The organism is Nocardia sp. NPDC006044 (genome assembly GCF_042871115.1).
GTDB lineage: Bacteria > Actinomycetota > Actinomycetes > Mycobacteriales > Mycobacteriaceae > Nocardia.
In genome coordinates, this window is sequence record NZ_JBIAID010000001.1 from 2,603,662 (window position 1) to 2,624,237 (window position 20,576).

At 66.2% G+C, this 20,576-nt stretch carries 20 protein-coding genes; 7 read left to right on the plus strand and 13 right to left on the minus strand.

Annotated elements, in window-relative coordinates; all coding sequences use genetic code 11:
- The first annotated feature begins 125 nt into the window (after window positions 1-125).
- Window positions 126-986, plus strand: a complete 861-nt coding sequence (locus tag ACFYO1_RS12215; RefSeq protein WP_387229806.1) for a methyltransferase domain-containing protein — start codon at window positions 126-128, stop codon at window positions 984-986.
- Window positions 986-1,624, plus strand: coding sequence for a hypothetical protein (locus ACFYO1_RS12220; protein ID WP_387229808.1), 639 nt, complete (start codon window positions 986-988; stop codon window positions 1,622-1,624). Before ACFYO1_RS12215 ends, ACFYO1_RS12220 begins: the two co-directional genes overlap by 1 nt.
- Here ACFYO1_RS12220 and ACFYO1_RS12225 read toward each other — a convergent pair.
- Window positions 1,611-2,861, minus strand: coding sequence for a DUF885 domain-containing protein (locus ACFYO1_RS12225; protein WP_387229810.1), 1,251 nt, complete (start codon window positions 2,859-2,861; stop codon window positions 1,611-1,613). The genes ACFYO1_RS12220 and ACFYO1_RS12225 overlap by 14 nt on opposite strands.
- Window positions 2,858-4,570, minus strand: a complete 1,713-nt coding sequence (locus tag ACFYO1_RS12230) for an ABC transporter substrate-binding protein (protein ID WP_387229812.1) — start codon at window positions 4,568-4,570, stop codon at window positions 2,858-2,860. Before ACFYO1_RS12230 ends, ACFYO1_RS12225 begins: the two co-directional genes overlap by 4 nt.
- A gap of 100 nt (window positions 4,571-4,670) precedes the next feature.
- Here ACFYO1_RS12230 and ACFYO1_RS12235 point away from each other — a divergent pair, with 100 nt between their 5' ends.
- From ACFYO1_RS12235 to ACFYO1_RS12250, 4 genes are all read left to right on the plus strand, one after another.
- Window positions 4,671-6,383: an ABC transporter substrate-binding protein gene (locus tag ACFYO1_RS12235; protein WP_387229814.1), complete on the plus strand. Its 1,713-nt coding sequence runs from the start codon at window positions 4,671-4,673 to the stop codon at window positions 6,381-6,383.
- 99 nt (window positions 6,384-6,482) lie between these two features.
- Window positions 6,483-6,962: an SRPBCC family protein gene (locus ACFYO1_RS12240; protein WP_387229816.1), complete on the plus strand. Its 480-nt coding sequence runs from the start codon at window positions 6,483-6,485 to the stop codon at window positions 6,960-6,962.
- Between the two features lie 104 nt (window positions 6,963-7,066).
- Window positions 7,067-7,606: an SRPBCC family protein gene (locus tag ACFYO1_RS12245; RefSeq protein ID WP_387229818.1), complete on the plus strand. Its 540-nt coding sequence runs from the start codon at window positions 7,067-7,069 to the stop codon at window positions 7,604-7,606.
- A 33-nt stretch (window positions 7,607-7,639) separates the two neighbouring features.
- The gene (locus tag ACFYO1_RS12250; protein WP_387229820.1) at window positions 7,640-8,992 is read left to right on the plus strand and encodes a cytochrome P450; all 1,353 of its coding nucleotides are present in this window, start codon (window positions 7,640-7,642) and stop codon (window positions 8,990-8,992) included.
- Window positions 8,993-8,995: 3 nt separating this feature from the next.
- Here the strand turns inward: ACFYO1_RS12250 and ACFYO1_RS12255 are convergent, their stop codons facing one another.
- Entirely contained in the window at window positions 8,996-9,466 is a 471-nt protein-coding gene (locus ACFYO1_RS12255; protein ID WP_387229822.1) for an EF-hand domain-containing protein, read from the minus strand.
- 177 nt (window positions 9,467-9,643) lie between these two features.
- On the opposite strand from ACFYO1_RS12255, the gene ACFYO1_RS12260 reads away from it, so the two are divergent.
- Window positions 9,644-10,615, plus strand: coding sequence for an NAD(P)/FAD-dependent oxidoreductase (locus tag ACFYO1_RS12260; protein WP_387229824.1), 972 nt, complete (start codon window positions 9,644-9,646; stop codon window positions 10,613-10,615).
- 43 nt (window positions 10,616-10,658) lie between these two features.
- Here the strand turns inward: ACFYO1_RS12260 and ACFYO1_RS12265 are convergent, their stop codons facing one another.
- The 10 genes from ACFYO1_RS12265 to ACFYO1_RS12310 all read right to left on the minus strand — a co-directional run bounded on the left by ACFYO1_RS12265 (window position 10,659) and on the right by ACFYO1_RS12310 (window position 20,445).
- Complete coding sequence (locus ACFYO1_RS12265; protein WP_387229826.1) at window positions 10,659-11,915, minus strand: MFS transporter; 1,257 nt, start codon at window positions 11,913-11,915, stop codon at window positions 10,659-10,661.
- Window positions 11,916-11,958: 43 nt separating this feature from the next.
- On the minus strand, window positions 11,959-12,783 hold the full coding sequence (locus tag ACFYO1_RS12270) for an SAM-dependent methyltransferase (RefSeq protein ID WP_387229828.1): 825 nt from the start codon (window positions 12,781-12,783) through the stop codon (window positions 11,959-11,961).
- Window positions 12,784-12,884: 101 nt separating this feature from the next.
- A complete protein-coding gene (locus ACFYO1_RS12275; RefSeq protein WP_387231850.1) occupies window positions 12,885-13,232 on the minus strand; it encodes an ArsR/SmtB family transcription factor in 348 nt (115 codons plus the stop codon).
- A 3-nt stretch (window positions 13,233-13,235) separates the two neighbouring features.
- Window positions 13,236-13,676: an SRPBCC family protein gene (locus ACFYO1_RS12280; RefSeq protein WP_387229830.1), complete on the minus strand. Its 441-nt coding sequence runs from the start codon at window positions 13,674-13,676 to the stop codon at window positions 13,236-13,238.
- Window positions 13,677-13,883: 207 nt separating this feature from the next.
- Window positions 13,884-14,417 carry an EF-hand domain-containing protein gene (locus ACFYO1_RS12285; protein WP_378726671.1) on the minus strand — a complete coding sequence of 178 codons (534 nt, stop codon included), beginning with the start codon at window positions 14,415-14,417 and terminating at the stop codon, window positions 13,884-13,886.
- A 336-nt stretch (window positions 14,418-14,753) separates the two neighbouring features.
- Window positions 14,754-15,128: a hypothetical protein gene (locus ACFYO1_RS12290; protein WP_387229833.1), complete on the minus strand. Its 375-nt coding sequence runs from the start codon at window positions 15,126-15,128 to the stop codon at window positions 14,754-14,756.
- A complete protein-coding gene (locus tag ACFYO1_RS12295) occupies window positions 15,118-15,801 on the minus strand; it encodes a response regulator (protein ID WP_387229835.1) in 684 nt (227 codons plus the stop codon). The genes ACFYO1_RS12290 and ACFYO1_RS12295 overlap by 11 nt, the downstream gene beginning before the upstream one ends.
- Window positions 15,802-17,427, minus strand: a complete 1,626-nt coding sequence (locus tag ACFYO1_RS12300) for an ATP-binding protein (protein ID WP_387229837.1) — start codon at window positions 17,425-17,427, stop codon at window positions 15,802-15,804.
- On the minus strand, window positions 17,420-19,120 hold the full coding sequence (locus tag ACFYO1_RS12305) for an ABC transporter substrate-binding protein (protein ID WP_387229839.1): 1,701 nt from the start codon (window positions 19,118-19,120) through the stop codon (window positions 17,420-17,422). Before ACFYO1_RS12305 ends, ACFYO1_RS12300 begins: the two co-directional genes overlap by 8 nt.
- A complete protein-coding gene (locus ACFYO1_RS12310; RefSeq protein WP_387229841.1) occupies window positions 19,117-20,445 on the minus strand; it encodes an aminotransferase class V-fold PLP-dependent enzyme in 1,329 nt (442 codons plus the stop codon). The genes ACFYO1_RS12305 and ACFYO1_RS12310 overlap by 4 nt, the downstream gene beginning before the upstream one ends.
- Window positions 20,446-20,576 lie beyond the last annotated feature (131 nt).

Here is a 20,576-nt window from a genome sequence, read left to right on the forward strand (position 1 = left end):
TCGTCGCTTGACGCCGGCCGCTCGGGTGGGTTTCCTAGAGTTATCGATAGCGATAGTTCGGCACCTGCTGGTCCCTCACCGCGCCCTACGGGAGGGACCAGCACCCACGACCGGCGGGAGGCATCGTGGATCCGTTGATCCTGCTCATGCACCAGGTGATGCTCTCCGACCGGCCGCGGATGAATGCCTACGATCAGGCGCTCGCGCAGGCCGTCGAGCCCGGCTCGATCGTGATCGACGTCGGCGCCGGCACCTTGGCGCTGTCGCTGCTCGCGCTGAAACACGGTGCGGCGCATGTGTACGCGATCGAGGCGGACCCGGACATGGCGGCGGTCGCCGAACGCATCATCGCGACCAACGACCTGAAAGAACAGCTCACCCTCATCCAGGGTGACGCGCGCGCGGTCCGGCTACCGCGCAAGGCCGACGTCATCGTCTCGGAGATGATGGGCAATCTCGGCCCGGAAGAGAACATGATGCGGGTGCTGGACAGCGTCGCGCGCAAGAACCTGCGGCCGAACGGCCGGATCATCCCGCGGCAGCTGACCACCACGCTGGCCGCGATCGAGTTCGACGACGAAGGCTGGGGAATGTGGGGGCAGGACTTCCACGGCTTCCGGCTCGACGCCGTGCAGGACTTCGCCGAACCGCGCGCCCAACTGCACTTCTTCCAGCGAGAGCCGCGGCTGCTCAGCGACCCCGTGCCGATCGCGGACCGCGTGCGCCTGCCCCTCGTCCGGCCCGGAAACCTGCACGCCGTCATGGGATTCTTCACCGCCGATCTCATCGACGGCGTCTCGCTGTCGAATTTTCCTTCATACCAAGGCTGTAACTGGGCGGTGTGGATCTGGCCGCTGCGTCACACGCCGGTGACCGCCGGCGACGCCGTCCACGCGACGGTGCACCGCCCGTCCGGCTCCGCCCGCTCCCGGGTGGTCACCGAGTGGCGGCTGGATTGCACGATCGTTCGAGGAGGGGAGGGGTGATGCCGATTTCCGTTGGCACCGTACGTGATATCCCGGTCCGCGCGTTGAAGCTGTGCGGCCTGACCTGGTCGGGCGATCTGCTCTGGTTCTCCGAGGGCGTGCTCAACCAGATCATCGCGATCGACCCGGCGACCGGCGCGGTCGAGCACCGAATCCCCTGCGCGGCAGTGCGATCGGACCTGACCACAATGGGTGGCCACCTGATCCAAGTCGTCGGCGAGGACCGCGAATTGCGCGTGATCGATCCGGCGACGGCCGACACGGTCGCCGAGCTGCCGAATCCCCGCCGGGGTGAACACCTTTCCGGACTCGAGGCCGCTCAACACGGGATGTGGCTCGGTTACGAGGACCGGAAGGTGATCGATCTGCGCACGGTCGGCGGGCTGCAGCTGATCGACACCATTCCCGTGCGCGCCCGGCCATCCGGAGTCACCGTCTCCGACAACTATCTCGCCTACGCCGACTACCACGGCGCCATGATCAACCTGGTCAGCCTGGAGACCCGCCGCGAGGTCGCCTCGTACCATGTCGCCGGCAACCCCACCGGACTGACCTGGGACGGCAGCCGGATCTGGTACTGCGACCACACCACCCTGCAACTGCGGGCGATCATGGTGCCCGGCATCAGTACGCAATAGCCCCTGCGGCGTCCAGATCGCGCTGCAGGTCGCCGGGCAGCAGCGGGTTGCGGAGCAGAGTCGAATACCGCTCGGCGACAGTCTGATTCGCCGGACCGGCGGCCAGCCACGCGCCGGTCAGCCGGGCTCCCTCGATGTAGGTGACCGTGTATGCCCGCCAGAGCGGATCGGTCAGGAAGCTCACCATGTGCTGGGCCCGGTCGCGCGGAAGCAGTAGCCACCGTTGGAGATAGCCGGTGACGTCCTCGACGTCGGCGCCCCGATCGTGCAACATGATCGCCGCGTCCTGGCGCGCGGGCAGCAGCCGCCGGACCAGCGTGAGCACCCGCTCGACCAGCTCGCCGTCGCCGTGGATTCCTTCTGCGGCAAGGATTGTCGCCGTCCATTCGCCCCACCCGGGGCCGAGGACGGCCGTGAGCGCGTGTTCGGCCGCACCCTCCGAGATCAGGCACTGCGGGGTGTTCACCAGCGAGATGAGCTGCTCGGTGTGCCCGTGCTCGAGCACGAGCCCGGCCTCCTTGAGGCAGTGATCGGTGTGGTGGCCCGGATACGATTCGTGGGTCACGAGGGTCGGCAGGGCGCCGATCGCCCGCCCGGCCTCGTCGTTGAGCACGACCTTCGAACGAAAGCCGCCCAGGTATCGATTGAAGGCGTTCCACGGTTTGCCGTGTACCACTTCGTAATCGATGCGCTCGCCGGCCGGCAGACCGAACAGGTCACGGGTCAGCCCGCGCAGTTCGTCGGACACGGCCTGAACGGCGTGCTGCAAGCGGTCCGGTGGGATCCGGTTGCGCTCGTAGTACGCGTCGAGCCGTTCCCGCATGCCGCCGCTCCCCGGCAGGAGCTCGGCGATCGCCTCGTGCACGTTCGCGTAGTCCTCGGGGTCGCCCAGGGCGATGTCGACGCCGAAATACTGGCGGATCTCGGCCAGGAACGGGATGTCCGTGCCGGACAGCCGTTTTCCCACACATTCCAGCGCGGTGAGTTGCGCGGACAGATAGCGCTGCCGCGCGCAGGACAGGCCGGAGTCAGCGAGTTCGGCGCGCAGCCGGGCCGCGTGCCGAACCAAATCCGCCGGATCGGCGGGCGGCTCCGCGTCCACCTGCGCCGAGAGCCGCGGATCGCCGAACCAGCAGTCCACGAAACCGTCGATCAACTTGCCCAGGCGCAACCCCAGCAGCAGGTACTCGCGGACTACCGGCTCGTCGACCGGGATGTCGTTGCCGGGGACGCTCATTCGGCGGTATCGAGCCAGAGGTTGGACAGGTCGAACCAGCGATCGATGGTGGGCATCGCGATCGCGTTGCGCACCCGGGCGCCCTTGATATGCGGGATGGTCGGCGCGTGCACCAGGATCGGCACGATCGCCGCGTCCCGCATCACTTGCAGATCCACCGCGTGCCACGCCGCGTGCGCGTGGTCCGGGTCGGTCGCCGAGAGCGCCTCGTCGATCATCCGGTCGACCGCGGGATTGCTGTAGCACCCGTAGTTGCCGGTGCCGCGAATCTCGTTGGTCTGCAACATCGGTTGCAGGAAGGCGCGCCCGTTGTTGCCGAACCAGTCCGGCGTCCACGCGGGTGTCGAGATGTCCCACGCGCCGGCCCTGGCGTTCGCCGGGTCCCGGAGGAAGGGGTAGAAGTCGGTGTGCCCGAGCGCAACTGAACGGAGGGTGATGCCGATCTTCGCGAGATCGGTGGTCAGTGCCTCGGCGACCTCGGGGTTCGCGTCCACGTCGCGATGCACGATCGTCAGCGTAAGCCCCTCCGGATAGCCTGCGGCGGCGAGCAGTGCCCGCGCCCGCTCCGGATCGCCGCGATCGCCCGGGGACGGATAGAGATCGAAGTCCTCGTAGCCGTAATTTCCCGGCGGAATGGCCGAGCGGGCCGGCCACATCACCGTGCCGACGCTCAGCTTGTCGAAGATGTCGACCATCGCCGCCTTGTTGACCGCGAAGGAGATCGCCTGGCGTACTTCGGGTTTGCCCATGGCGCCGCCGGCATTCGGGCTGACCGTGTTGAATACGAGATAGGGATTCAACGCGTAGCCGAGGTTGTTGCCCGGATCGGTGGGGTTCTCCGCGTAGGCCTCGGTGACCGGGGACGCCCAGGACAGGTCCGCGTGACCGGCCCGGATCCGCTGCCCGACCTCTTCCGGAGTCGCCTTCTCCATGATCACCTCGACACCGTCGAGGTACTGGTGCCGTACCGGGTCGGTTTCCTGCTGCCACACCGGGTTACGGGCCATCCGCAGTTCCACGCCGTGGTTGTAGTGGGTGAGCCGGTACGGCCCGAGCGACCGCACGTTCACCCGGAATTCGGGGCTGTCGGGGACGAAGGTGTCGTATTCCGCCGGGGCCGGTGACGCGAACATCATCGAGATGATGTGGATGAAGTCGAGCGCGGGCCGGGTCAGCTCGAACACCAGGGTCCGGTCGTCGAGCGCGGTGATCCCCGGGATGTCGCGGGAGTTCTGGAACTCGGCCAGCTCGGCGGCCGTCGGATTCCGTTGGGGCACAGCGGCGGCGTAGTCGTCACAGTACTCGGCCACCCCTTTGATGGTGCTGGTGTAGTAATGGATCGCGCCGGCCCGCAGCACCGGGTTGCACATTCGCTTGAACCCGCGAACGAAGTCGTGCGCGGTCACCGCGCGCGGCGGAGTGGTGTCCCACAGGACATCTGGGCGCAGGTGCACGGTGTAGGTCAGGTGGTCGGGGCTGAGGCCGCCGTTGTCCACCGTGGGGAGCTCGAGCGCGATATCGGGCACCGGCGTCACCTGGTTCCAGTCGTGCAGGTGCGCGACCGGCCGATAGGTGAACAACTGACGGGTGAACAGCCTGATGATCTGCCCGGACAGCATGTAGTAGGAGCTCGCCGGATCGACGTGGTCCATGCTTCCGGGTCCGTACAGGCGCAAGGTACCGCCGTACCGGGGTTGATCACCGCTCATTGCTCTGACCTCCTGGTTCGGACCGTCCCGAAAGATCCTCTAGATCACTATATGTAATAGAAGTATACTTTGGGGCGGGATACGGAAAGGCGGTGTCGCAGTGTGGGAATCGACGATTCGCGCGAGCTCTGCCGAGGATCGAGCGCCCCGGCGCGGCGGGACGCTCACCCTGGTCGGGGCCGGCGACGTCGACTATCTCGACCCCGCGCTGGCGTATCACACGGCTACCCGCGGCATCATCCGTGGCTACACCCGGCAGCTGGTCGGCTGCGTCGCGAGCCGCAATCGCGAGGAGGCCGGAAAGATCGTCCCCGACCTGGCGATCGAGGTGCCGACCGTGGCGAACGGCGGGATCAGCGCGGACGGCACGCACTACCGGTTCACCCTCGCCGAAGGGCTGCGGTGGAACACCCCGTCGGGCATCCGCCCGCTGGTCGCCGCCGATATCGTCCGCGGGATCAAGCGCCTGGCCCACCCGCTCGCCAGCAGTCCCGGTCTGGCCTACTACCTGAGCACGATCGACGGCATGATCGAATTCCGGAACGCGGTGGCGGGCACGGCCCGCGACGACGTCGCGGATCGGCTCGAGCGCACGGAGATTCGCGGTGTGCGGGCGGTGGGAGACCGCGAGATCCGGTTCACCACCCGGCATCCGGCCTCGGACTTCTTGAACATGCTCGCCCTGCCGTTCGCCACGCCCGCACCGATCGAGTACCTCGATTTCGTCCCCGGAAGTCCGGAGTTCAACCGCGCGCTTGCCTCGAACGGCCCCTACCGGGTGACGAATTACGTTCCCGGAGAACGGATCGTGCTCGAGCGCAACCCCGCCTGGGAACCGAAGTCCGATCCGCTGCGCGCCGCCCATGTGGACTCCATCGTCGTCCGTGAGGGAATCTCCGAGCGGGTGGCCCACGAATTGGTCGCCACCGGCGAGGCCGACATGCTGTGGGACATCCAACCGCTCACCGAGGAGCTCCCCGCGCTGCTGCGCACCCATGATTCACGGCTCGAGGTTTGTCCCGCCGGATTGTTCAGTCCCTACATCCTGATCAACTTCGAGCGTCCCGTCATGGCCAGCAGGCAGGTCCGGGTCGCGTTGCAGTACGCGGTGGACAAGGCCGCGGTCTCGACCGTCTGGGGTGGTCCGCGGCTCAACGACATCGCCGACCAGATCCTGCCTCCGCTGTGCACCGCGCACCGGGAATTCCGCCCGTACCGCACCGACGGCGGCCGCGGCGATCCGGAACTGGCCAGACAGCTACTCGCCGACGCCGGCTACCCGGATGGGCTCACGCTGCGGCTGGTCTTCCGCGACCGCGACATCCATCCGGAGACCGCCGAGGCGGTCGAGGTTGCACTGGCGCGGGCAGGTATTCGCGTTGAGCTGGTAGGGGTTTCGATCAACGAACTCTTCTCCGACTACTTCTCCGCCGCGGACTCGCGACCGAGCTGGGACATCGCGCTCACCGGCTGGGAACCGGACTGGTACGGCAACAACGCCAGAACCTATCTGCAACCGCTGTTCGACAGCCGGGGTGTGGTCGAGGACGGCGACTGGGGCTCGAACTTCGGCCGGTATCGCAACGAGAAGGTCAACGAGTTGCTCGGCGCCGCGCTCACCTCGGCGGACGAGACCAGGGCCGGCGAGCTGTTTCGCCGGATGGAGGCCGAGGTGCTGCTGGATGCCGCGGTGGTGCCCGTTCTCTTCGCGCACCAGTACTGGTTCCATGCCACGACCGTGCGGAACTGGCTGCCGTACCCGGTGCTCAACGGCGATCCGACCAACCTGTGGCTCGATGGAAAGGGTCGTTGACATGCTCGAATGACCCACGGCGACACCCATCCACCGTTATTGTGGCTCCGAACTACTATCGAAAGCTTTACCGAATCTCATCAGTGAACAGGAGACACTATGGTTGCGTCGCAGCCGATCCAACCGCCCTCGGTGGACGTCCGCATGTTGATCCGCCGCCCACCGCACGACGTGTTCGAGGCCCTGGCCGACCCGGCGATCACGACCAGGTTCTGGTACACGAAGAGCAGCGGCCGCATGGTCGAGGGCGCCGAACTCACCTGGGAATGGGAAATGTACGGCGCGTCACGCACGGCCAAGGTGGAAAAGGTCGACGCCGACAGCAAGATCCAATTCACCTGGGACAATTACGATCCCGATCACCCGACCACCGTAGAATTCTCGCTGACTCCGTATGAAAACGACGCGACATACCTGCAAATAACGGAGAATGGATACAGCGGCGACCTCCAAGCCCAGGTCGATGCCGTCCGGGATTCCACGGCCGGATTCGCCTTCTTCATCAGCGGTTTGAAGGCGGCCCTCGAACACGACATCACCCTCGGGCTGGTACAGGACGAGCATCCGCCGAACGTCTAGCCGCCCGATCGATAACTCGTAGGTGAGTTGAACGGGTAGTTCGTGACGTCGCGATGCGGGTGCCGCAATGAATTCGTCATAGAGCAGTATCGAAGTGCAGAAGGATGAGCAAGATGCAATTCACCTACACCACCCGCATCGCGACGACACCCGAACAGCTGTGGGCAGCACTGACCGAGCCGGAATTCACTCGCCGATATTGGTTCGGCGTCGCCATGCAATCCGATTGGCGAGTGGGGTCACCGGTGAAATGGCAGAACATGCCGGGGGAGGAATTCCAGGATCTGGGTCAGGTGGTGCTGGCCGCGGACCCGCCCCGGCTGCTCACCTACAGCTGGCATCTGCTGCAACCCGCGCACGCCATGCTCTTCGGCTGGACCGACGAGGAATTCGCCGAGTATGTCAAGGAACCGCGAACCAAGGTCACCTTCGACCTCCAACCCGAGGGCGACGGCAAGGTCCGGCTGCTGGTGATCCACGACGGCTTCGAACCGGGCAGCGTCATGTACCGGGCGATCAGCGGCCAGCTCGAGGGCAGCGGCGGCTGGCCCGGACTCATGCGCAATATGAAGGCACTGCTGGAGACCGGCACGGCGCTCGCCACCGTGCCGGCCGCCGCCAAAACCGCGCACGGCGATGACTAGCCCCCGCGGCCCGATGCAGAAGGCGGCGAACCGATGACCACTATTTCCCGGCAGCCTGCGCTCACACCCGGCGGTAAGCCGCTGCTCGGCCACGGGCTCGAGATGAAGCGAAGTCCCGGCGATCTGTTGCTCTCCTTGCAGTCCGGCGATCCGGTGACCGTGATCCGGCTCGGCCGCCGGCCGATGTACGTGGTCAACGACGCCGACCTGATGCGCCAGATCATGCGCACACCCGAGATCTTCGCCAGGGGCGGCCCGATCACCGAACGTTTCCGGGTGATGTTCGGCAACGGGCTCGGGATCTCCGACGGCGCGTTCCACCGGCGCCAGCGCCGGCTGCTCCAGCCCGCGTTCCACCGCAACCGGATCGTCCACTATTGCTCGCTGATCAGCGGATTGGCCGTGCGGACGGCCGAGGCCTGGTCTGACGGTGAGACCATGCGGGTCGAGCGGGTGATGGACGAGCTCGCCCTGGCCAACGTGACCCAGGTGATCTTCGCGCCGGGCACCTCGCTGGATCAGCGCCGGTTCATGGACGCCACCGGGACCGTGCTCGGCGGGCTGTTCCGGCGAATGACCGACACCACCGGCCTGCTGACCAAGCTGCCGACCGCGGCCAATCGGCGCTACCGGGAGTCGGAGAGCTATCTGCGCCGGACCATCCACGAAACGATCCGGCAGTATCGGTCCGACGGGGTCGATCGCGGCGATCTGTTGTCGATGATGCTGTTCGCGCGCGACGACGACGGTGAACCGAGCATGAGCGATCAGCAGATCCACGACGAGGTGCTCACCTTCTTCATCGCGGGCAGCAACACGATCAGCAATACCCTGGCGTGGGCGTTCCACGAGATCGCCACCCATCCGGAGGTCGAGCGGCAGTTGCACGCGGAGGTGGACCGGGTGCTGGCCGGCGGGGCGGCCGAATTCGAGGCGGTCGGCCAACTGGAATACACCCGCCGGGTGCTCACCGAAACGCTGCGCCTGCGCACGCAGGGATTTTTCCAGACCAGGCAGACAACCCAGGACACCGAACTGGGCGGCTACCACATACCGGCGGACGAGGCGGTTCTCTATAGCTTCTACGCGCTCATGCACAATCCGGAGATCTTCCCCGAGCCGGAGCGATTCGATCCGGACCGCTGGCTACCCGAGCGACTGACCGCGACCCAGCGCAACGCGTTCATGCCGTTCGGGGCCGGTGTTCACGGCTGTATCGGGGAGACGTTCTCCTGGGCCGAATTGATCATCGTGCTCGCGACGATCGCCGCGCGCTGGCGACTGGTGTCCGTGCCGGGACATCAGCCCCGGCCGAAACCCGCGGTCACCATGCCGGTGGACGCGCTGCCGATGACGGTGCATCGTCGGCGCGTCCAGACGGCCTAGCGGTCAGAGTTCGCCGGCGATGTGATTTCCACGCGCGGCCGGGTCGTCGCTGAGCCAGAATTCCCGGGAGGCCAGCACGTATTCGTCCGTGGTGACAAATCCATCGCCGTCGGCGTCCAACAGGGCGAAGGCTTTGTTCGTTTCCTGTTCGGACATTCCGCCTTTGATCTGGGCCGCCATCATTTCCGGCGCGGTAATTTTTCCGTCCCGGTCTTTGTCGGCGGCATCGAACACGGCCATACTGAACGGTATGGCGGCGGTTTCGACGAATTCCGGGAATTCCGGATGATCGCCCCACTCCACCCATTCCTCGACGTTTACCTTTTTTGTCCCGTCGGCATCCACCGACCCGGGCATATCCCGGAACATCCGGTTGGCCTGGCGATGAATTCTGCTCCACTCCGCCGACAGTGGTGGGAGTTCGTATGTGTCGCACCACATCTGGGCCAGCGCGGTGACGTCGAGCTGGTCCATGACGCCGTCCTGGTCGACGTCTAATGCGCCGAAAAACCTGCGGAGTTTATTTGTTCTAAGTGCACTGGGCATCGCGTTACCGCCGTATATTCGAACCGGATGGTGGAGTGCTGCTGATACTCGATCAGCTGGCGAATGCTATCATCTTGTATACCTATCTTACTACAGGAGGCTGGAGTGACCATCCGAGAATCCGGATATCACTGCGATGTAGTGATCGTCGGCGGGGGCGCGGCGGGCTCGAGCGCCGCTCTGATGCTCGCCCGGGCGCGATATTCGGTCGTCGTCGTGGACAGCGGCCGGCCGCGCAACGCCACCGCCGCGCATATGCACGGGTTCTTGAGCCGGGACGGGATGCCGCCGGGGGAGTTGCTGGCGGCGGGGCGTGCGGAGCTGGAGCAGTACGGTGTCGAGTTCGTGCCCGGCGAGGCGACGGGGGTGTCGGCGGCGGACGGGGTGGTCAGCGTGGAGATCGCCGATTCCGCGACCCTGCGCGGACGCAGGCTGCTCGTCGCGACCGGTCTCACCGATGATCTGCCCGAGCTGCCCGGACTCGCCGAACGATGGGGGCGAGATGTGTTGCACTGCCCCTTCTGTCACGGCTGGGAGGTGCGCGATCAGATCATCGGCGTGCTGTCCACCACCCCGATGTCCATGCACCAGGCCACGCTGTTCCGGCAGTGGTCGCCACGGCTTCGCTTCCTGCCGCACACCGGGCCCGCGCTGAGCGATACCGAGGTGGAAGAGCTGACCGCGCGCGATGTCGAGATCATCCCCGGGGAGGTGACCGGGTTGCAGATCACCGATGATCGGTTGACCGGCGTCCAATTGGCCACCGGTGCGACCGTTGAATTGCAGGCGCTCGTGTGCGGTCCGCGGTTCTCCGCGCGCGGCGGCCTGCTCGCCTCGCTCGGCCTGACCCCGACCGCGCACCCGAGCGGGATCGGCGACTACATCGCCACCGACGCCACCGGCCGGACCGCGGTGCCGGGGATCTGGGCCGCCGGCAATGTCGCGGACCCGTCCAAGCAGCTGATCGGCGCCGCCGCGATGGGCGCCGAGGTGGCGGTCGCGATGATCGACGACCTGATCGCGGACGAGGTGCGCGGCGCCGTCGCCGCCCGCCGCGCGACGGCGGCCTCGAAGTAGCCGGCCCGGCGCCGGCGGCCTCGGCCACCGGCGCCGTCGGTCGTCACGGCGCCGGCGCATACTCCGGCCTGCGTTCGATCGCGACGGACACGAACGCGGTGACCAGCGCGAGCGATGCGACGATCACGCCGACCCAGATCACATCGGTGATCTCCGAGTGCGCGATGACGACGCCGCCGATCGCCGGGCCGATCGCGTTGCCGATATTGAAGGCGGACATGACGATTGCGACGGCGAGGGTCGGCGCCCCGGCCGCGAAACCGATCACGCGCGAGCTGAGCGCGGCGGTCATCGAGAACGCGCACACCCCCAGAACGGTGACCGCGGCGGCCGCCGCGATCCCGTGCTGCACGACGGCCCGCAGCACCAGCATCATGACGATCATCGCGATCAGACTGCCGATGACGTTCTTCATGGCGTTCCACTGCGCCAGCCGGCCACCGATGGTGTTGCCGACGAACAACCCGACGCCGAACAGGAACAGCACGATCGGCACCTGATGCACGCTGAAACCGCTGGCCTCGGTGAGCAGCGGCTGGACGTAGGCGTACACGCTGAACAGGGCGGTCTCGAACAGCACCGTGGTGGCGAGGGCGACGAACACCCGGACCTGGACCAGCGACCGCAGCTCGCGGGCGACCAGCGTACCCAGCCCTACTTCGGGGCCGCGGTCTCGCGGCAGCCTGGGCACGAAGAAGAAGACGAGCGTGGCGCCGATGGCGCTCATCACGCCGATCAACACGAAGATGACCTGCCAGCTGAACAGCGCGCCGACCAGGCTGCCGAGCGGTACGCCGGCCACGTTCGCCAGCGTCATGCCGCCGAGGATCACCGCGATCGCCTGCGGCATCCGGCCGGGACCGGCGAGGGCGACGGCCATCACCTGGGCGACGGTCAACGCGGTCGCGCAGGCCATGGCCGCGATCACCCGCATGGTGAACATGAGACCGAAGACCGGGATCACCGTCAGCAGGTCGGAGACGCAGAAGACGATCATCGCGCCGAGCAGTACGGTCTTGCGATCGCGGCCGAGGGTCAGCACGGCCATGGTCGGCGCGCCGACCAGCATGCCGATCGCGAACGCCGTGATCAGCTGGCCGACCTGGGGCACCGAGACCCCGAGCGAGCCGGCGATCTGATCGACCAGCCCGGACACGATGAATTCCGAAGTGCCCAGCGCGAATACGCTGATTCCGAGGACGTACACCCCCACCGGTAGGCGTTTGGTGGCGCGGGGTTCCGCCGGGGTGTGATCTGCTTGCGTAGTCGTTTTGAGCAGCCGTCGTCGGATCTCGGACACGCTCGATCACACTCCTTGTTCATCTAGTTGGGAGCCGCCGATCTCATGGCTTCCGGCACACGATCAGGTAATAGCCGATCTTTTCGCGACAGAGTTCGAACATGGTGGTCATACCGGATTCGAAGGCATCGATCCGGTCTTTTCCGTAGGCCGTGGACAATTCATCCCGCTGGTCCCGCAGCCGGCTCAGGAAGTCGCCGTAGAACCGGCGCACCTGATCGCTGCAATCGAGTTCCTCCAGCACCTCGAATCCGGCCGCGACCGCGGGCGCCACGGCCGCACCCATGCTGGTCGGCGGGTCCGGAACGGTGTTGGCGCGCAACACCTCTCGCTGGGCCGCGGTCATGTCCGCGATCGCCGGGTATTCCGAGTACACGAGCCGGCTGCCCGGGCGGAGTACCCGGAAGATCTCGTCGAACCATTGGCGCTTGTCCAAGGCGTTGGGCACCGAGTCGAAGGCGATGGCGGCGTCGAACTCGTTGTCCGGGAAGGGGAGCGCGGCGGCGTCGGCCCGGCTGATCGAGATTCGGTTGGACAGGCCGGCGAGCGCGACATTCTTGGTTGCCTCGCCGACCTCCCAGCCGCTCACCGTGATCCCCGCGACCGATACGCCGAGCCGCTCGGCCAGGCGAATCGCCGGTTCGGCGACGCCGCAACCCACGTCGAGGAGATACTGGCCGGGCTGCAGGGGGAGTCGGTCCGCGATCATCCAGGTGAGCCTGCCCATGGCCTCGAGGAAGGGCGTGTCGTCCTGGTCGTCGTCCCAGTAGCCGAGGTGCAGGTTTCCCCCGACGAGCTCCACCAGTTCGCCGACACCGTCGTAGTATTCGGCGACCTCGTCGGTCAGCTCGATTGATTTCTCGGCCATGGTGACCTCCGCGCTCTCGTGCCGGTCCGCCGTTGGTCAGCGAGTTCCAGGGGGTTGCCGGCACTGCCTACGGATAAAAATTCTACTATATTAACCTATAGCTAGTTGTCGAGTTGCTCCGGACTTCCCGCCTCGGCCGCGCGTTTGATCGCCGACAGCCGACGTTCCCAGCGGCCGGCGAGTTCGGTCAGCCAATCGGCGGATTCGTTGAGCGGCTCCGGACTGATCCGGTAGAGCACTTCACGTCCCGCGCGGCGACCCGTGACGAGTCCCGCGTCCTCCAGGACGGTCAGGTGTTTGGCCACGGCCTGCCGGGAAACGGGCAGGCGGCCCGCGAGCGTGGTGGCGCTGGCCAGCCCCTCCTCGACCAGGGTGTCGAGCAGTAGGCGACGGGTGGGATCGGCGAGCGCGATGAGAATCGTGCCGATCGGGGGCTGGTCGGCCTTGATCGGTTACTCCGCGTTGGCTTTTAGGACGTCCAGCTGCATTTTCCAGCCACCCACGTTGTCGTCGAACCGCTTCGCGCGGTCTTCGTCGGGCAGGTCCAGGGCGGAGAAGCCGCTCTCGGTGACCCGTAGCCGGGTGCCGCCGCCGTCGCGCTCGCTGAGCCGGAACTCGACCAGGGTGGAATTGCCGTCGCCGGGCGTCGAGCCGGGGAAGGCGGATGCCCATCGGTAGGAGATGTAGTTCGGCGGCTCGACCGTCTCGACCCGGACGGGGAACCGGCCGTACTTCGGGTCCTCGATCACCTCGAAATCGCCGTCCCGCGAACGGCTCTGACCGGATCGGTCACCGTCGCCGACCCACCAGCCGGGATCGGTCACCAGCTCCCAGACCCGTGCGACGGATGCGTTGATGTCCACCTCATGCTCGATTTTGTCGGGCGCTGTCATCGGGAAATCTCCTCTCCGGGCGGCATTACTACTGTTTTGTGACAGGATGCTCGCTGTGGCGACGAAGTGCAACCCTAGGGTAGCGCGTCGCGGCGGTCTGCCGAGAGGAATCGGAGGGTCGGCGAAAGCGGGTACTGCATGGGGGGCCGGCGTCGGGACGGGACGACAACCCCCGCGCAGTTCCGGATTTCGTGGTCGGGCGACCGGTCAGACGCGGCCGGCCAGGTGGTTGCCCGCGGCTTCGAGATCGTCGCTGCCGAAGAATTCACGCAGCGCCGCGTCGTGCTCGTCGGTGCTGATGTATCCGTCACCGTTGTGGTCGAGCGCCTGAAACATCTTCAGCGCCTCGACCTGGCCGACGCCGGAGGTCGACTGCAGGATCATCCACTCACTCAAGGACAGCGTGCCGTCGCCGTCTACATCGCCGAGTTCGAAAGTGAGTTGGGCCAACGGAATAGCGACCTCGTCGACGAAGCGGGGGTCTTCGTGCGCCGCGATCCATTCCTCCCTGCTGATCACCTTGTCGCCGTTGGCATCGGCGTGCCCCTGCAGGTCCTGCCATAGCCGATTGGCCCGCTTGACCGTGATCCGCCATTTGTCGGACCCAGGGGGAATGTTGAACGCGTTGCACCATTTGTTGATCAACGCGTCGATGTCCGACTGGTCGATCTTGCCATCGTTGTCGGCATCGTAGCGCTCGAAGTGCTTCGCGAATTTCTGCTGCCGGGCTTGCGTGACCATGGGGACTCCCTATCTCAACCGGTCATTCACTATGCGGACCTCTACTATCCCTACTTTACTGCCGGGACGGCGGGTCTTCAAGAGGTAATTATATCTTAGTGAAGTTACTTGGTTCGGCGCCGAAGTGAAGTGCGAGCATGTCGGAGTGTGCCGCGAGGATGCGTGCAATGGCCGTTGACGGCCCGCGTAAGCGAAGCTTCGCGCAACGCCCAGCGCAGACGGGCGTCCGGCTGCGGCCGGACGCGAATAGAGATATTTGCTCTCGAAATCAGAACGTGAACACGAGATCGCTTGCTGTGACGATAGACAAAACTACGCCAGGTGTTTGCGTGAGACCTACCATCGTCCGAGCATGAAAGCGACCGACATTACCGCTGTGACCACCCCGACCGTCATTTTCACGAATACTTCGACATAGAACGCTTCCGCGGCTTCGCCGATAAGATGCCGCGGCGGCAGGCCCACGTCCGCGGCTCGCTCCATGGCCAGTGATCTGATGGTTTCGATGCGCCAGCCCAGCGTCGACAACGCCACCGCGGAGACGAATGCGGTGATCGTGCACAGCAGCAGCGAGCCTTGATTCTCCGGGGCCGGAACCGTGCCGTAAGCCTGGGTGAACGTATTCGTCGACAGCGACAGCACCACCGCGCTGGCCAGGTAGTAGGCGCCGGGATGGACCTGGCCGAGGCTGGCGCTGATCTTACGAATCACCGAGCACCCTCGCCGATTCCGCCTCGAACAACTCGACCTCGTGCGCCAGCTCGTCCAGCGCCACCACGTCGCATCTGGCCTTCGCCGCCGCCTCCAGCTCGATCAGTTTGTCGGCGCGCCGGGTCAGCACCGTCCGGCTGTTCGCGGTCGGGTCGCGGCGCTTCGGTCCGCTGCGCAGTTGTTCGGAGAGCTGCTGTAATCCGTTGATGCGGCGGCGCAATTCGGTTTGCGCGGCGAGCGAAATCGACGCGACCTCGTCCCTGGCCTTTTCCCGGCGCCGGCGATCCGACCCGACGAGCAGATCGCTCACCGTATCGATCAGGTCGGTGGTGCCGTACCCGGCTCGGTCGACATCGCCTTTGATGACGATATCGCCGACGCCGTACCGGAGCAGGATATTCTTGCTGATCGCGCCTTTCAGGCGAGAGCCCGTCACCACCGCGCGCGGCAGTTCCGGCCGGTTGTGCAGGATGTAGGACAGGACCTCGTAACCGGAGTAGTCGTCCTCGTCGGTGAGGTTGAGATCGATCAGCGCGCAGTCCACATCGGGACGTTGGAGCTCATCGATCGCCGCATCGACTCTGGTCACATGTCTTACCTCATGCCCCCGGAGTACTCGCTGCACCGCCCGGGCAAATTGAATATTGTCCTCGAGCAACAATATTATCGCCATCTACGCTCTCCTGGAAATGGGCAGAACAATGAGGAAAGTGGCGCCGCTGGAATAGTGCACGTCGACCGTGATCTGACCGCCGAGGTCGGTGACGATCTCTCGGGCACGGGCCAGGCCGAGACCATGGCCTTCGCCCTTGCTGGAGACCCCGAGCTGGAAAATGCCTTCGACCTGCTCGGGCGGGATGCCGGGCCCTTCGTCCGAGACGATGATCGAGACGGATCTGCCGGATACCGAGGCGATGACCCGCACCCGGCCGTTGCCGTCCACGGCCTCGATCGCGTTGTAGAGCAGGTTCTCGAACAGTGCTGTGATATCGCCTTTTACGCCGCGAACGAGCACACCGGCGATGCCATCGATATCGAGCTCGACGACACTGTCCGGAAATTCGAGACCGAGCCGGTTGCGCAGCGCGGTCAGCACGCCGCGGATGCTGATCCGAGCGACCTTCTGGGCGCGATGCAGTTCTTCCGGAGCGCGGGCCAGCTCGGTGCATCCCAGGGTGATGTCGTCGATCCACTGGGCGAGTTCGCCGTCCAGTTTCACCCCGCGCAGATGCAGCTCCTCGCGTATCGAATGAACGTCACGCAGGATCGGGTCCACCGCCTTGCGTATTCGATGAGCGAAGTCGCCGTTGAGCCGCAGCCTGGTCGCCTCGGCCCGCGACTCCGCCGCCTCCTCCCGTCGCCTGCGCACTTCGGCGGCGAGGCGGGCGCTGGCCAGCACGGCCGACGACAGCACGGGCAGCGCGTCCCGCTCGAGCTGGGAGAAGGAATGCGGTGCGGCGACCCGGATCACGTGGAGTCCGAGCAGCTCCCCTTCGGCGTGCAGCGGAATCAGCCCCACCGTGTCCAGCGGCCCCTGATGGGTGTCGAAGAGCCGCTTGAGCAGTCGGTGCGGACGGGAATTGGAATCGTGGAGTATCGGCTTGGTGCTCGACCGGAACCAGTCGAGCGTGCGGCCGATGTCGAAGCCGGGCGGATTCTTCCAGCCACCGCTGCGAAACACCTCGCTGAACTGACCGTCACTGCCGGCCAGCCACACACTCGATTCGGCAGGCACATTCAGTGCCTGGCGCAGAAGTTCCACGCCCAAGGCCAGCGCGGCACGTTCGTCCTCGCCGGTTCCGGACAACGTCAGCGCGCCGACCAGCCGGCGCAACTGCTCCGATAGATCGTATCTGGCTGCGCTCTCGCTGATATGAATCGCCTCTTCACGTGTACTGGTGATCAGCGTTGCTTCTTCGAGGGTGATGCCGGTTATCTCGATTCCGGTCTCGGCGAGCAGATGAGCCTTCATTGCCTTGTCGTAGAGCGGAAATCGAATCGTGAGGAGCAATCGCTGTGAGCCGGAGTAGATCACATCGTCTACCAGGTTCCGGATCTCGATGCCGTTCCGTATTATTTTGTCGTGATCCGCTTTTGCGCGGTCGTGTTCGAGCTTGTTCGTCAGTAGCGTGAGATAACTTTCGCCGATGGCCTCGCCCATCGAGTAGCCGTACAGACGCTCGGCGCCGCGAGTCCACAGTCTTATGGCGTAATCGTCTTCGGGACCCGCGGCGGCCCACAGGGATACCGAGGTGTTGCCCGCGATCTCGGTGAGGAGATGCGCGTCGTGCTCATCCACGTCTGCTGCCCCCGTCCGTCGAGGGCGGGTCGAGCCGGAGCGTGGCCAGGTCGACCGCGAGGCCGTGCGCGGGCAGCACGGCGGCGGCGCGAACGCGGCGGCCGCACAGTTCCCGGGTGGTGGGGACCTGAAACAGCAGCGGCACGATCGGGGCGTCGGCCAGGGCGACGCGTTCGGCCTTGCGCCACGCGGCGTCGGCCGATTCGCCGTCCGCCGCGGCGAGCGCCCGGTCGATCAGCGTGTCCACCTCGGGATTGTGGTAACCGCCGACGTTGGCGGGGGAGCCGGATTGCAGCAGCGGCTGGAGGAACACCCGGCCGTTGCGCTGCGACCAGGTCGGCGACCACGACGCCAGCGCGATGTCCCATTCGCCGGCCGCCGCCCTGGCCGGGTCGGACAGCAGATCGAGATAGTCGGGGACGGCCAATTCGACGGGCACGACGGTGATTCCGGCCGCGGCCAGATCGGCGGCGTAGCGCTGGGCGACCCGCCGGGCGCGCTCGGTGCCGGGGTGGATCGCGGTGACCGTCAGCACGCCCGGATGCCCCGCGGCGGCGAGCGCGGCCGCGCAGTTCGCCCGGGCGGCGCCATGGTCCGGCGTGTCGTACGGGTCGAGGTCCTGATGGGCGTCGTTGTTCGGCGGGACGATCGAGCCCGCGACGCGGATGATCGTCTCGCCGCCCAGCCTGCCGACGTCCGTCGCGATGGCGGCCTTGTCGATCGCGCGCGCGATCGCCTGGCGCACCGGTACTTTCCGCATCGCGCCCCCGGCGTTGGGGCTGCGGGTGTTGAACACCAGGTAGGGATCCAGCGCGAAACCCAGGTTGTGGCCGACCGGCGTTGCCGGATCGGCGATGCGCGGGCCCCAGGCCAGATCCGCACGGTCCGTGCGGATTCGGTACGCCACCGCGCCTGCGCCGACCGGTTCGGCGCTGATCTCGACGGCTTCGAGCTGCTGACGGCGAACAGGGTCGGACTCCGCCCGCCACACCGGGTTCCGGTCCAGTCGTAGTTCACGCCCCGGGATGAATTCGACGGGCCGGTACGGGCCGGTGGACCGGATATTGCGGCACAACTCGATGCTGCCGGGCACGAATCGGTCGTACTCGACCGGTGCGGGCGAGACGCAGGCCAGTGTCAGTATGTCGATGAAATCCATGGCGGGCCTGCGCAATTCGAAGATGATCGTCTCATCGTCGAGCACCAGCAGGCCCGGAATGTCATGGGAGTTCTGATATTCGGCCAATTCGCGTCCGGTCGGCACCACACCGGCGAACGCCGCGGCGTACTCGGCGCAGAACTTCGCCATGCCCCGGACGGTGTCGGTGAAATACGGCAGCAACGCGCTGCGGCGCAACGGATTACCCATCCGCTTGAAGCCGCGGACCACGTCGTGCGTGGTGACCGGGCGCGCGGGGGTGCTGTCCCAGAGCACGCCGGGCCGCAGATGGACCACATAGCTCGTGTAGCTCGCGCCCATCCCGGCGTTGTAGATGGACGGGACCTCGGTCGCCAGGTCGGGCACCGGTGCGCCGGCCTGCCAATCGCGCGGGTCGGCCTGCGTGCGATAGGTGAACAGCTGCCGGGTGTATAGCCGGACCACCCGGTCGATCGGAAATCGCGGGCAGCACACCGGATCCAGCTGGTCGAGCGGGCCGGGACCATACAGGCGCAGGATCGTCGGATCGGTCATGACATCTCCGCGGCGAGGCCGCCCATGATGTCGACGGCCTTATCGATCTCGTCGAAGTCGTTGAAGATGTGGGTGGTGATCCGCGACGCGTAATGCTGGTGTGGCGATCCGGCCACGTCGAACTCGGTCCACCTGGTGAAGAGCCGGTACTCGCGCTGCAACCGCATGGTGAATTCGTGAATCTTCTTCACATTCCAGGCGTCTTCGGGCCGGCGGAACGGATGGAACGCGATCAACGGCGACTTCAGCACGCGATCGGTACCGGGCGAGTACATCGCCTCCCGGCCGAAACGTTCGGCGACGCGGTAACGCGCGTACTCCGCGAGCAGCATGATCCTGCGTTCGATCCGGTCCCGGCCGATCTCGTCCCACAGCGCGCAGGCCGTGGCGAGTGCGGCGCCGCGGGCGATGCTGGCACTGCCCGCGCTCTGCAGGTAGTCGCCGATGTTGTCGCTCTCGATCGAGGTGGTGGTCCGGGGCGGCGGGCTGCCCTTCATCGGGTACCAGGTGGAGATGGTCGGCCAGAACTTCGGTAGCGGCAGCGGATTGTGCTCCGGATGAATCTTGTTGCGCACGTAGAGCAATCCGGTACCCAGCGGGCCGCACTGGAACTTGGAGCCGGAGCAGGAGATGAAATCCGCGCCGATCGCCCGCATGTCGAGGTCGAGCATGCCCGGCAGCAGCGCGCCGTCGATCACCGTGATCAGGCCGTGCCGGTGCGCGAGTTCGCACAGCGCGCGCATCGGCAGCTTGGTGCCGGTGAACAGCGTGATCCCCGCGAAGGCAAGCACTTTCGTGCGCGGGGTGATCGCCGCCTCGAACAGGTCGATGATCTGCTCGGCGCGCACGTCGTAACCGGTGGGCAGGGTGATCGTGGTGAGCTCGATGCCGAAACGGTTGCGCAGCAGGTTGAAATTGGAGAGCACGGAATAGCATTCGTGCGTGGTGGTGACGACCTCGTCGCCGGCGTGCAGATCCAGGCCGTGGATCACCCGCGCGACGCCCTCGGTGGCGTTGTGGGTGATCACCATCTCGTCCTGATCGACCCCGTAGGCCTTGGCGATGGCGGCGCGATGATCCGGATACATCCCCGGCGGATAGACATCGCCGAGTCCGCCGGCCCACTGCCTGGTCACCCGGTCCACGGTGTCGAGCACGGCGTAGGGCATCGCGCCGACGGTGCCGGTGTTGAGATGGATGGCGCCGGGCTCCAGCGCGAACAACCCGCGGATCTCGGACCAGTCCGCGGTGCGCAGACTCGAGGGGGAATCCGCGGTCATCGTCGCCGCCGGGTGCGGCGGGACGGGATCGACAGCACCATTCATGGGAACCCCTTCCACGATGAGGCTCGGCCGGGTGAGCCGCGCGCCTGCGTCGCCGGTCGGCCCGGTCGGTCGTCCTGCCCTCGGCGGGACCTCGCCTCCGCGCGCCTTCGACGGTCGACTAGCTATATGTT